This is a genomic window from Kitasatospora sp. NPDC058492, assembly GCF_042720685.1.
Taxonomy (GTDB): domain Bacteria; phylum Actinomycetota; class Actinomycetes; order Streptomycetales; family Streptomycetaceae; genus Kitasatospora.
This window is the reverse complement of record NZ_JBHXMU010000046.1, coordinates 66,934-79,725: the sequence shown is the minus strand read 5'-3', so window position 1 is coordinate 79,725 and position 12,792 is coordinate 66,934. Positions and strand designations below refer to the sequence as shown.

Genomic DNA, 12,792 nt, shown 5'->3' with positions numbered 1-12,792 from the left:
GGATGGCCCACCCTCCTCCCCAAACACACCATCCCCAACCAACACACCAAAGCCACCCACAACGCCCTCACCAACCTCAACCACCAACTCACACAAAACACCAGCACAAACACCCAATAGCCACCCGCCAACAGCAGGCTCGACACCCGGGCCCAGCGCCCGTTCTGCCCCTCGTGCCCGACCTTCGGCTCGCGCACAGACCGGCCGCTCATCGCCAACTCCCGTGAGGTCGACCGCGGGAGCTGGCGAACCGGGCCACCCGTCGAAACCGCCCCGCGACGGGCGCGATCCGGGACCTGCCCTTCGAGGAGCGCGCGCAGCCCTTCGCCCATCGCTCCGACTGCTCCTGACAGCCGGCCCACTCCGCGTCCTGCCGGCTCCGCGTGAACAACGCCCGCCCCAGGCCTACCGACTGTCACCCCGGCCCGGCACAATCACCCGTATGACGATCACCACGAGCGCGCCGCCCCCGCGCAGTACTCCGGTCGCTCTCGCCCGCAGCTTCCTGACGGGTGCCGTGATCGGGGGTTCGCTGGCCGCGCTCGTCGTCGGTGTGGTCGTCGAGAAGGTGCCCTTGTTCATCGGGGGTTTGGGGTTGCCCATCGCCTACGGCCTGTTGCTCCTCCTCGCCGGGGCGCCACGGCGGGCCCGGGAGGCGGAGGTCGTGCCCCGAACGGCGCTCGCGGTGATCGAGAGCCTGCGCGCCATTGGGGGTGAGACGAGCGACGTGCCGGTGCGGTTCGATCTCACCGTCGCACCGGACGACGATCCTGCCTACCGCGTCGGGATCACTCAGGACATCAACCTGGTCGACCTCCCCGACTACCGGCCGCGCGGCGTCCTGGTGGTGAAGTATCCGCAGGACAGGCCGTGGCGGGTGAGGATCGTGAAGCGGCCGACCCCGGAGTGGGAGGAGCGGGCGGCCGGCGCTCAGCTGGATTCGGCTCCCGAGTCGACCATGGTGACCGAGCCTTCCGAGGGCCGTTCGACCGGTTTCGTCGGGCTCTTCGGCCTGCTGCTCGCCGCGGCTGCCGTGGTCTTCCTGTTCCGCGTGGACCTGTTCGAGCAGCAGGACTCCGCCTCCCCGGCGCCGACGGTCACTTCGACGTGGTCGACCACGGTGGTGTCGTCCGGGACCGGGACGGTCTCTCTCGGGCCGGACCAGTCGTTCCTCGACGACGGCGAACTACGCAAGGCCATCAACTCCCTTACCGAGGGGAAGGATCCGCGCCAGGCGATCACCGTCTTCGCGCAGGACCGCGTGCTGTCGGTCGTGTTCTCCCCGAGCGGCACGAAGGCCCCCCAGTTCGATCCGCTCTCCCTGCCCTACGAGCGGTTCCCGGCCCTGGTCAAGGAGGCCGAAACGACGCTCGGCGTCCACTCCCCGACGTCCTGGCAGATCACTGCCGACCATCTCGCCGGCTCCCTCACGATCAGGGTCGGCGTGACCGGGCCCGAGGGCAGTGCCTCGCTGGAGGCGAACGGTGAGGGCCAGGTAGTGCGCCGAGCCCCGGCACGCTGATCACCCGCGCCTCACCCGCACTCGACGCGCTTCGACACGGCGGGTTGCCACAGCAGCGAACGAACCCCGGCAGACCGTACCCGGAGGACAGGAGGAGGACTCATGGGCTGGCACGACTATCTGGCGCTCTGGTGCGGGGTGTTCGGCACGTTGGCACTGCTGGGGTACGGGCGGTCGCTGGCGGGGGCGACCCGGGCCCAGCGGACGGTCCGGGTGATGGGGCGGATCGAGCGGGTGCAGGAGCCGCGGCACGGAGGTTCCGAGGGGGACGGCATAGCGGTCGTCGTCACCTTCCAAGACCCCTCCACCGGGCAGGAGTTCACCGTGACGAACGACGGTGACTGCGGCGACAGGATCAGCACGGCCTGGACGGGCCGGGAGATCGGGATCCGCTATCCGCCCGGAAGACCGCAGGCCTTCCGGTTCACCGACGACCTCTGGGCCGGCCGCTACGGGCTCGGCTGGCCGAACTTCGCGGTGTTCCTGATCTGCGTCGGGCTGGTGGTCGTCGCCGCGGTCGACTGGGGCTGGCCGTGGGCCCTGATCGGTGTCGGCGCGCCGTGGAGCGTGTTCCTCGCGTGCTCCCTGCCCCCGGAGGTCCGCCAGGCGCGGAGCCGGTTCGACACCCTGGCCGCGATGGTTCCCGTTCCGGGCCGTGTGGTCGCCGTCGTCAGGAGCGTCCGCACCGACGAGGACGGCTACACCTCCACCAGCCAGACGCCGGTGGTCGCCTTCACCACCCACGAGGGCGCGGCCGTCACCGCGTACTGCTTTTCAGGCCTGCCGGACCCCACCAACTCGTACGGCCGGAACGTCACGATCCACTACTCCCCCGCCGACCCGGCCGACTTCACCCCGGACCTCGCGGCCGCACAGCGGTCCTGGAGGAGCGGAGTCACCAGCGGCATCGTGGGCGTTCTCGTCACGGCGTCAGCGGCAGTCGCGGGAGCGGTCCTGCTCTGACACCCAACGGCCATCGCCCGGCCTCGACCGGCACGGATGCCACGAACGGTCGCCAGTCACGGGGCCGGTCCCGGAGCCGTCGTCGGCCTGCGGCATCCTGGCCCGATGAATGAACCGAGGGCCCAGTGGGTCAACACGACACATGACTGGTCGAGCGCCGTCGATACGGATCATCTGGCGCACATCAGGCAGAACCCGGCGGAGTTCGCTCCGGGCGGACCGTGGCACCTCGCCCTGGAAGTCCTAGGCTATGCGGCCGACGAAGCATCAGGAAACGGCAGCGGGCGCTGCGTCCTCGTTCTCCACACCGACAGCTCCCTGTCCGTCAGGGACAACGGGCGGGGCACCGACACCCGGGTGGACGAGCAGGGCCGGAGCGTGAAGAAGCCCGTCATGGCGACGAAGGACCTTCGGTTCTTCGACTCCCCGCAGGCCGAAGTGCTGCCCGACGGTCATCCCCGGCGCGGCATGTCCGTCGTCGCAGCGCTCAGCGACTGGCTCGTCCACACCAACCGCCGTCTCAACGGGGCCTGGACCCAGCGCTACGAACTCGGCGTCCCCGTCACCGGATTGGAGCCCGTCGAGGTGGACGGCACGACCGGGACACTGGTCCACTTCAAGCCGGGCACACCGGTGGGCTCGCTCACCACCCCGACGGCAGACGACCTGACACGCCTGGCCGCAACCTGGCCGCAGTTGGAGGTCCAGCTCGACGACCGGCGTGGGCCGCACTGACATCCGAGCCGTCCGAGACACCCGACCGGCAGCTGTCCGAGCTCCCCCATGCCGGGTCCTCCCGCGTCTCAGGTCAGGCTCGCGGCCTGTTCCCCTGCCTTCCGGGGCGTCCTCTCGCGGCGCGGCAGCAGCAACGGGGTGGCGAGGAGGAGGATTCCGGCGGCGGCGATCGCGGTGCGGGGGCTGGTGGTGGCGGCCAGCAGGCCCCACAGGGCGGTGAGGGCCGCGATGGCGGCACTGCTGCTGATCGACCATGCGGCGAGGGTGCGGGCGAGCTTGTCGGGGTCGATCTGTTCGAGCCGGTGGGTGGCCAGCAGCGGATTGAACAGGCCGCAGCAGGTGACCAGGCCGAGCTGGACGGTGACGATCAGGACGATCCCGGGGGCCCCGGGCTGGACGAACGCCAGCCCGATGGGCCAGCACGCGCGCAGCACTCCGGCGGTGAGCAGCGTCCGGTGCTGTCCGAAGCGCGTCGCGAGCGGGCGGGCGAGGCGTGAGCCGAGCAGGCCGCCGACGCAGGGGGAGGCGAACACGAGGCCGTACTGCCAGGGTGCGTAGCCGAGGTGGCCGAGGAGGAGTACGGCCATCAGCGGTTCGGCGGCCATGATCAGGCCGTTGACCGCGATCGCGTTGAGGAACAGCGGGCGCAGTGTGGGGTGGGTGAGGATGTGGCGCCACCCTTCGAGCAGGTCCCCGGCGCGCAGCCGCGGTGCGCCGGTCGGCGCGGGGTGCGGTTCGGTGCCGCCGATGGCGCGGATGCCGAGGGCCGAGAGCAGGTAGCTGAGGGCGTCGGCGACCACGGTCACCACCGGGCCGAACACTCCGATGGCGGCCCCGCCGAGCGGTGGCCCGACCGTGGTGGCGGTCCAGGTCGTCGATTCGAACCGGCTGTTCGCGACGAGCAGGTCCTGGGGCGGCACGAGCGTCTTGAGGTACGCGCCGCTGGCGGCCCTGAAGGCGATGTCGGCCGCGGCGGTGACGACGGAGACGACGAGGAGCTGGGCGAAGCTGAGCCGGCCGAGCACGAACGCGGCGGGGACGCTCAGCAGCACCGCGAACCGGGTCAGGTCCATCGCCATCATGACCGGCCGTTTGCGCCGGAACTCCATCCACGGACCGAGCGGCACGGCGACCAGGGCCCCCACCGCCCGTCCTGCGGCGGCCAGCAGCGCCACCTGGGTCGGTCCGGAGTGCAGCACGACGATCGCGAGGAGGGGGAACGCGCCGAATCCGAGTCCCGAGCCGTAGGAGCTGACCGCGAACGCCGCCCACAGCCATCCGAACCGCCGCCCCAGTGCCCGCCGCCCATTCATACCCGTACGCCTCTCGCCGATCCGAACAACCACCCGCTGACCACCGGCATCAAAGCGGATGGCGAATGGCGGGATCAAACAACTGATCCGCCGGGAGGGCACAACCATCCGTTGTGTGGACACGATGGCCGGCGTGGATCTCGACGCTGTGCGTGCCGACGGCGACGGCTTCGACCAGCTGCCGTTGTGGGAGCGTGCCGGAGGCACCGGCACGACGAGTGCGCGGTGCCTCCGGGCCGGGCGGGTGGGGTCAGGCGCGGACCAGGGCCCAGGCGCCGAGGCCGCTGCACCCGCCGGCACTGTACGTGGTGGCGCGGAAGCCGGCCGGGATGGGCGAGCCCGGGCAGGTCCACAGGCCGACGCGCGCGAGGTTGTGCCGCCAGGCTCCGACGCCGTTGCAGCCGTTGCGGATGTAGTCGGTGATGACATAGCCGCTGACGACCGGCGATCCGCCGCAGGTCCAGATCCCGTCCTTGGGGAGGTTGTGCCGCCAGGAGCCGATGCCGTTGCAGCCGGTCTGGATGTGGTCGGTGATGACGTACCCGGGGACGATCGGCGAGCCCGAACAGGTCCAGATCCCGTCCTTGACCGGTTCCTGGTACCAGGAACCGGAGCCGTTGCAGCCGGTCCGGTCGTAGATGGTGATGACCCATCCGGACTGGACGGGCGCGCCGGAGCAGGCCCACTTGCCGGGGCCGCCCCAGCCGGCCGGCTGGGCCGCCGCACTCGACGTCCCGGCGGCGGTGCCCGCGAGGACGAAGGCCGCGATCAGCGCGAGGGCGCCCAGGGTGGCGCCGACTCCCCTGCGGACGACGGCAGTTGTCAGATGCTTCCACAAGTGGCGGTCAGACATGGTCAATTCACTCCAGTCCTAGCGGCGGGCAGCACGATGCGGCCCGTTGACGGGGGAACCCGGGATGGGACGGCCACACCCTACGGGGAGGAAGTGTGCACAACATGTGCCGATCGCATGAACAGGCAATCTTGGCCCAAAGTCGCCCTGCGCACGGGAGCCCGTCCGGTCGGGGCGGTGGAAGCCGCGGTGTGGAAGCCCTGCGGGGAGGCCGCTCGGTCGATGCCGGAAGCGCCTGCGCCTGGCACCCGCAGGTCAGTCGGAGCAGAATCACGTCCATGTTCACGACCAATCGCCTGACGATACGCCAGTGGCAGCCCGAGGACCGCGAGCGGGCACTCGACATCTACTCCCGCTGGGAGGTGACGCAGTGGCTGGGCCGCGATCCCCGCACCCTGGAAAACCTCACTGACGCCGAGGCGGCGATCGAACGCTTCCGCTCCCGCTCGGCCGACCCGCGCTTCGGCACCTGGGCGGCGGAACGGAAGGACACCGGCGTGGTCGCCGGCTCCGTCCTGCTCATCCCGATCCCGGACGGCGACGGAGAGGTCGAGGTCGGCTGGCACCTCCATCCGGACAGCTGGGGGCAGGGCTACGCCACCGAGGCCGCGCAGGGCGCCGTGGCCAAGGGATTCGCGGACGGCCTGGCCGAGATCCACGCGGTGGTCCGGCCGGACAACCGGCCGTCGCTGGCCGTCTGCCACCGGCTCGGCATGACCGCGCTGGGCCGCACCACCCGCTGGTACGGCATGGAGTTGGAGGCGTTCCGACTCACCCCCTGACGGGGGGTCCGGGCGAGGACAGCCCGTTCGGCTCGCCCGTCGCCCGGGCGGGCCGGTCCGCCGGAGCCCGGCACCGATTCGGTGACGGGCGGTCAAGTGAGGTCAGTCCCGGGGATCGTCCCGTTCCCGTGTCACTATCTGAGCGTATTCAGCCCGGATAGGCCGGTTCGCCCCCTTGAGAAGGACTTCGCATGCGTCGTCGCACGACCCACCCCGTCTTGACCGCAGCCGTCGCGCTGGCCCTCGTGCCGCTCGCCGGCTGCACCGGTGTGGGCAGCGACGCTGCCGCTCCGGCGGTCGCCGCACCTCCCCCGCCGGAGCAGGCGTTCGGCCCGAACTGCGCCGCGCTGCCGGCCGACGGCCCCGGGAGCCTGGCCTCGATGGGCGGCATCCCGGTGCTGTCCGCGATCGACCAGACCAAGGACCTCACCTCGATGTCCTCGCTGATCAAGACGGCCAAGGCCAAGGACGTCTTCGACTCGATGGACAACGTCACCGTCTTCGCCCCGAACGACACGGCCTTCGCCAAACTGCCGGAAGACCAGAAGAAGGCCCTGGGCGCCCAGCCCGGCGCGAGCGACCTGCTGCGCCGCCTGATCGTGGTCCGGGACCTGCGGAAGGCCGATCTGGCGGACAAGTCCTACACCTCGCTGCAGGGTGCGGTGATCAAGGCGACCGGCAGCGGGGACGACTACCGGATCGGCGGTGCGCAGGTGGTCTGCGGCAGCATCCGGACCGCGAACGCGCGGCTGGCGGTGCTGGACCAGGTACCGGCGTTCGACTGAACGAGCTGAACGCACTGAGCGAACCGGGACGTCGACACGCGGGTCGCGGCGGCTGCTCCCCACCCCGACCCGTCGTTCCGGGCAGAGCTCCTACCGGAGTCCTCCGGGACAGGAACAGCAACTCCGTCGCCGCCCGCAAGACCCGGCCGAGGCATCCCAATAGGCCAATAGCAGGGATTCTCACGTAATGATCAGATGACACGGTCGTGAGTGGCCGCTGCCCACTGTGACCTCGGTTATTCCTGGTCGCGCACGCGTGCTGACGCGTGATCGCGAGAGGAGGCGCCGGTGCGTCCGGTGCGGTCGTTGGTCGACGGTCCAGTGTCCATGCTGCTGCGTGGCGTCCTCGCCCTGCTGTGCCTGGTACCGCAAGGAGGGTTCGCCCTCGCCGCCTCCGTGCACCCGCAGCACACCGCCCCGCGCCTCGTCGAACGGAACCGCGCCCAGGCCTCCTGCACACCGTCCGCCACCAACACCAACTGCGTCCGCTTCACCTACAGCGGCGGCGACCAGACCTTCACCGTGCCCGCCGGGGTGAGCAGCGTCTACGCCCGCGTCTTCGGCGCCGGCGGCGCCGGGTCCCCCCGCCCCTACTACACCGGCCAGTACGGGGGCGGTGGCGGCGGCTACACCACCGGCACCCTCGCCGTGACGCCCGGCCAGCGGCTCACCGTCACCTCCGGGCAGGGCGGCGTGATGAACAGCACCAGCCCGACGTACGGCGGCGGCGGCGCCGGCGGCCAGGGATTCACGAACGCCGCCGGCGCCAGCGCGACGGGCGGCAGCGGCGGCGGGCTGAGCGCCGTGTGGAACGGCACCTACGGAACCACCCCGCTGCTCATCGCCGGTGGTGGCGGCGGCTCCTCGCCCGGCGCCGACGCGACCACCCCGGCGGCCGGTGGCGGCGGCGGCACCAACGGCGGCCAGGACAACCAGCCCGCCGCCTCCGGCCGGGGCGGCACCCAGACCGCGGGCGGCGCGGCAGCCACCCAGACGGCCTGCGCGGCAGCGACCGCCGGCAGCCAGTACCAGGGTGGCAGCGGCGCCAACAACAGCGGCTACGAAGGTGGTGGCGGCGGCGGTGGCGGCTACTACGGCGGTGGCGGCGGCGCCTGCCAGCGCTCCGGCACCCTGGACCCCAACGGCATGGGTGGCGGCGGCTCCGGCTACAACCGGGGCACCGGCGTCACCAACACCCAGACCTCCAACGGCACCAACAGCACCGGCAACGGCCAGGGCGGCACCTCGGGCGGCCGCACCGACACCCAGTACGTGCGCGGCATCGGCGACGGCGGCGGCTACTCCAACGGCGGCAACGGCGAGGTCGTCATCGAGTGGCAGACCACGGTCGGCCTGTCCATCACCAAGACCGCCGACAAGGCCGGCTACGTCCCCGGCCAGCCGCTGACCTACACCATCACCGTCCGCAACGCCGGCCCCGCGCCCGCCGTCGACGCGGCCGTCCGCGACGCCCTGCCGTCCGCACTCTCGGGCTTCACCTGGACCTGCTCGGCCGCCACCGCGAACAGCGCCTGCGGCACGTCGAGCGGCTCGGGCAGCCTCGACACCACGGCCACCATCGCGGCCAACGACAGCGTCACCTACACGGTCACCGGCACCGTCCCTCCCTCGACCACCGGGACGCTCACCAACACCGCCACGGTCACCCGCCCCTCGGCGAGCACCGACCCCAACTGCGGCCCGACCTGCTCCACCACCCTCGACACGCCGTCGCAGCCGACCACCGGACTGTCCGTCACCAAGACACCGGACAAGAACCCGTACATCCCCGGCCAGCCGCTCACCTACACGATCGTGGTGAAGAACAGCGGCCCCTCCGACGCCACCGGAGTGAGCGTCAGGGACACACTGCCCGCCTCCGTCCAGAACTTCACCTGGACCTGCACGGCCGCCAGTGGAAGCAGCTGCGGCAGCACCGCGTCGGGCACCGGGAACATCGACACCACCGTCAACATCGCGGCCGGCGGCCAGGTCACCTACACCCTCACCGGCACCGTCCCGGCCGACGCCACCGGTGCGCTGGACAACCGCGCCACCGTCACCCCTCCGGGCGGCGCCACCGACCCGGGCTGCACCCCGAACTGCACCAGCACCGCGAACCCGATCCCGCCGGGCGGACAAGCCACCCTGGGCATCTCCAAGGTCCTGCTCACCAACCCGGTGGTGCCCGGACAGCAGATCCAGTGGCGGATCACGGTGACCAACAGCGGCCCGTCGCGGGCCCGCAACGTCGTGGTCAGCGACACCGTGCCCAGCGGAGTGACCGGCGCCTCCATGACGGCCGACACCGGCGGCACCAACTGCCCCATCAGCAACGGGACTGCCACCTGCCCGGCTGTCGAGATCCCCGTCGGCGGCTCGCTCTCCTGGACGCTCACCGGCACGCTGTCGCCCGACGCCACCACCTCCCCCACCAACACCGCCACGGTCACCGGAGGCCCCGACCCGGCGACCCCGACGCGTACGGCGGTGGCCTCGCCGACCGCCACTCCGTCGCCGCAGGCAAACCTGACGGTGTCGAAGGCGCTGCTGACGAGCCCGGTGGTGCCCGGACAGCAGGTGCAGTGGCAGGTGACCGTGACCAACAACGGGCCGTCGCGCGCCCGGAACGTCGTGGTGACGGACACGGTCCCCAGCGGAGTGACCAGCGCGTCGATGAAGGCCGACGCCGATAGCACCAACTGCCCGATCAGCAACGGGACAGCAACCTGCCCCGCCGTCGAGATCCCCGTCGGCGGCTCACTCACCTGGACACTCACCGGCACCCTCGACGCCAACGCGACCACCACACCCACCAACACCGCGACCGTCACCGGGGGTCCGGATCCCTCCGCGTCCACGCACACCGCCATGGCCTCCCCCACAGCATCCCCCTCCGAGCAGGCGAGCCTGACGGTGTCGAAGGCGCTGCTCACGAACCCGGTGGTGCCCGGGCAGCAGATCCAGTGGCAGGTGACAGTCACCAACAACGGGCCCTCGCGCGCCCGCAACGTCGTGGTGACGGACGCGGTCCCCAGCGGAGTGACCGGCGCATCGATGAAGGCCGACGCCGATAGCACCAACTGCCCGATCACCAACGGGACAGCAACCTGTCCCGCCGTCGAGATCCCCGTCGGCGGCTCGCTCACCTGGACACTCACCGGCACCCTCAGCCCGAACGCCACGACGACACCGTCCAACACGGCGACGGTGACGGGCGGTCCCGACCCGGCCACCCCGACACACACCGCCGTCGCGACCCCGTCCGGCTCGCCGTCACCGCAGGCGAGCCTGACCGTTTCCAAGGTGCTCGTCACCAACCCGGTCGTGCCCGGACAGCAGATCCAATGGCAGGTCAGCGTCACCAACAACGGCCCCAGCGAAGCCCGCAACGTCATCGTCACCGACCAGGTACCAACCGGCGTGACCAACGCCAGCATGACGGCTACGGACGGCACTACCTGCCCGATCGCCAACGGGACAGCCACCTGCCCGGCCGTCCAGATCCCCGTCGGCCAAACGCTGAAGTGGACCCTCACCGGCACCCTCAGCCCCAACGCGACGAACACACCCACCAACACCGCCATCGTGACCGGCGGACCCGACCCCACCACACCCACCCACACCGCCGTCGCCTCGCCGACCACCACCCCCTCAGGACAGGCCAGCCTGACGGTCTCGAAGACGCTGCTCACCAACCCGGTCGTGCCCGGACAGCAGATCCAGTGGCGGATCACCGTGACCGACAACGGACCGAGCACGGCCCGGAACGTGGTCGTCACCGATACCGTCCCTGACGGCGTCGCGAACCCGTCCCTGGCCCGGGACACGGACGGCAGCCTCTGCCCGATCACCGGGAACCGGGCGACCTGTCCGGCCATCGAGCTCGCCGTCGGCCAGTCGGAGTCGTACACCCTCACCGGCACCCTGGCCTCGGACGCGACCACCACGCCCACCAACACCGCCATCGTGACCGGCGGCCCGGACCCGGCGACGCCCACGCACACCGCCGTCGCGACCCCGTCCGTCTCGCCCTCTCCGCAGGCCAGCCTCACGCTCTCCAAGGTGCTGGTCACCGGTTCCGTGGTGCCGGGCGGCCCGATCCAGTGGCGGGTGACGGTCACCAACAACGGCCCCTCCCGGGCACGGAACGTGGTCGTCACCGACACCATCCCGGCCGGCGTCCTGGACCCGACCATGGCTGCGGACGCCGACGACACCCCGTGCCCGATCACCGGGAACCAGGCGATCTGCCCCGCCATCGAGCTCGCCGTCGGCCAGTCGGAGTCGTACACCCTCACCGGCACGTTCGACCCGAACGCGACCACCACGCCGACCAACACCGCGACCGCCACGGGTGGTCCCGACCCGGCCACTCCGACGCACACCGCCGTCGCGACCCCGTCCGGTTCGCCGGCCCCGCGGGCGGACCTGTCGATCGCCAAGGTGCTGCTGACGAGCCCGGTGGTGCCGGGCGGCCCGATCCGGTGGCGGGTGACGGTGACCAACAACGGCCCCTCCCGGGCACGGAACGTGGTCGTCACCGACACCGTCCCGGCGGAGGTCCACAATCCGGCCGTGACCGCCGACGCCGACGGCACGCCGTGTCCGATCGCCGGCAACACGGCGACCTGTCCGGCCATCGAGATCCCGGCCGACGGCACCGCCTCCTACACCGTCACCGGCACGCTCGACGCCGCCGCGACCAGCACGCCCGTGAACGTCGCCTCCGTCTCCGGCGGCCCGGACCCCAACCCGTCGAACAACACGGCTACGGCGACTCCCACGGAGACGGCCCAGCCGCAGGCGAACCTGACCGTGACGAAGATCCTGCTCACCGACCCGGTGGTGCCCGGCCAGCCGATCTCGTGGCGGGTCGCCGTCACCAACCGGGGGCCGTCGACCGCCCGCAATGTGGTCGTCAGCGACCGGATCCCGGACCAGGTGGTCGGCGCCGTGATGACCGTGGACGCCACGGGCTCGTCCTGCCCGGTCAGCACCGGCACGGCGACGTGCCCGGCGGTGGAGATCCCGGTCGGCGCGACTTCGACCTTCACCCTCACCGGCATGCTCGCCCAGGACGCCACGGCCGTGCCCGGGAACACCGCGACCGTCACCGGCGGCCCGGACCCGGCCACGCCCACACACACGGCGGTCGCCAGCCCCTCCGGCGCCGTCATCCCGCAGGCGAACCTGACGCTCGGCAAGGTGCTGGTGACGAACCCGGTGGTGCCCGGGCAGCAGATCCAGTGGCGGGTCACCGTCACGAACAACGGTCCTTCGCGGGCCCGGAACGTCGTCGTCACGGACCGGATCCCGGCGGGAGTGTCGAGCCCGACCATGACGTCCGAGACCGACGGGGCCGCCTGCCCGGTCTCGGGCAGCGTCGCAACCTGCCCGGCCATCGAGCTGGAGGTCGGTCAGTCGCACAGCTACAGCCTGAGCGGCGTCCTCGACCCCAACGCCACGGTCACTCCTACCAACGGCGCCACCGTCACCGGCGGCCCCGACCCCACGGCCTCCTCGCACACCGCCGTGGCCTCGCCCACCGGCTCCCCGTCGCCGCAGGCGAACCTGACCGCCTCCAAGATCCTGCTCACCGATCCGGTGGTGCCGGGTGGCCCGATCCGGTGGCGGGTGACGGTCACCAACCACGGTCCTTCGCGGGCCCGGAACGTCGTGGTCACCGACCGGATCCCGGACGGCGTCGACAACCCCGCGATGGCCGATGACACGAGCGGGGCCAGCTGCGCCGTCGCCGCCGGCGTCGCCACCTGCCCGGCGGTCGAGATCCCCGCCGGGGGCACCGCGAGCTGGACGCTCACCGGCACGCTCGACC

The 12,792-nt window shown here is 71.6% G+C and carries 8 protein-coding genes; 6 read left to right on the top strand and 2 right to left on the bottom strand.

What is annotated here, in order from left to right; genetic code table 11:
* The first annotated feature begins 442 nt into the window (after positions 1-442).
* The 3 genes from ACFWPI_RS27220 (at position 443) to ACFWPI_RS27210 (ending at position 3,220) form a co-directional block, all read left to right on the top strand.
* Positions 443-1,522 (top strand): hypothetical protein, encoded by a 1,080-nt coding sequence (locus ACFWPI_RS27220; protein WP_380377842.1) that lies wholly within the window; start codon positions 443-445, stop codon positions 1,520-1,522.
* A gap of 102 nt (positions 1,523-1,624) precedes the next feature.
* On the top strand, positions 1,625-2,485 hold the full coding sequence (locus ACFWPI_RS27215) for a DUF3592 domain-containing protein (RefSeq protein ID WP_380377843.1): 861 nt from the start codon (positions 1,625-1,627) through the stop codon (positions 2,483-2,485).
* Positions 2,486-2,590: 105 nt separating this feature from the next.
* Complete coding sequence (locus ACFWPI_RS27210) at positions 2,591-3,220, top strand: ATP-binding protein (protein WP_380377845.1); 630 nt, start codon at positions 2,591-2,593, stop codon at positions 3,218-3,220.
* 68 nt (positions 3,221-3,288) lie between these two features.
* Here ACFWPI_RS27210 and ACFWPI_RS27205 read toward each other — a convergent pair whose 3' ends face one another.
* The gene (locus tag ACFWPI_RS27205; RefSeq protein ID WP_380377847.1) at positions 3,289-4,533 is read right to left on the bottom strand and encodes an MFS transporter; all 1,245 of its coding nucleotides are present in this window, start codon (positions 4,531-4,533) and stop codon (positions 3,289-3,291) included.
* A 250-nt stretch (positions 4,534-4,783) separates the two neighbouring features.
* The gene (locus ACFWPI_RS27200) at positions 4,784-5,386 is read right to left on the bottom strand and encodes a hypothetical protein (RefSeq protein ID WP_380377848.1); all 603 of its coding nucleotides are present in this window, start codon (positions 5,384-5,386) and stop codon (positions 4,784-4,786) included.
* Positions 5,387-5,664: 278 nt separating this feature from the next.
* Here ACFWPI_RS27200 and ACFWPI_RS27195 point away from each other — a divergent pair, with 278 nt between their 5' ends.
* From ACFWPI_RS27195 to ACFWPI_RS27185, 3 genes are all read left to right on the top strand, one after another.
* Positions 5,665-6,168 (top strand): GNAT family N-acetyltransferase, encoded by a 504-nt coding sequence (locus tag ACFWPI_RS27195; RefSeq protein WP_063350778.1) that lies wholly within the window; start codon positions 5,665-5,667, stop codon positions 6,166-6,168.
* A 191-nt stretch (positions 6,169-6,359) separates the two neighbouring features.
* Positions 6,360-6,953 carry a fasciclin domain-containing protein gene (locus ACFWPI_RS27190; RefSeq protein ID WP_380377851.1) on the top strand — a complete coding sequence of 198 codons (594 nt, stop codon included), beginning with the start codon at positions 6,360-6,362 and terminating at the stop codon, positions 6,951-6,953.
* Between the two features lie 327 nt (positions 6,954-7,280).
* Positions 7,281-12,792, top strand: a 5,512-nt coding sequence (locus tag ACFWPI_RS27185; protein ID WP_380425095.1) for a hypothetical protein, incomplete at its 3' end; no start/stop codon positions are given.

Coding starts and splice junctions, on each gene's coding strand:
- ACFWPI_RS27220 (WP_380377842.1), top strand. CDS start 443: ATGACGATCACCACGAGCGCGCCGCCCCCGCGCAGTACTCCGGTCGCT.
- ACFWPI_RS27215 (WP_380377843.1), top strand. CDS start 1,625: ATGGGCTGGCACGACTATCTGGCGCTCTGGTGCGGGGTGTTCGGCACG.
- ACFWPI_RS27210 (WP_380377845.1), top strand. CDS start 2,591: ATGAATGAACCGAGGGCCCAGTGGGTCAACACGACACATGACTGGTCG.
- ACFWPI_RS27205 (WP_380377847.1), bottom strand. CDS start 4,533: ATGAATGGGCGGCGGGCACTGGGGCGGCGGTTCGGATGGCTGTGGGCG.
- ACFWPI_RS27200 (WP_380377848.1), bottom strand. CDS start 5,386: ATGTCTGACCGCCACTTGTGGAAGCATCTGACAACTGCCGTCGTCCGC.
- ACFWPI_RS27195 (WP_063350778.1), top strand. CDS start 5,665: ATGTTCACGACCAATCGCCTGACGATACGCCAGTGGCAGCCCGAGGAC.
- ACFWPI_RS27190 (WP_380377851.1), top strand. CDS start 6,360: ATGCGTCGTCGCACGACCCACCCCGTCTTGACCGCAGCCGTCGCGCTG.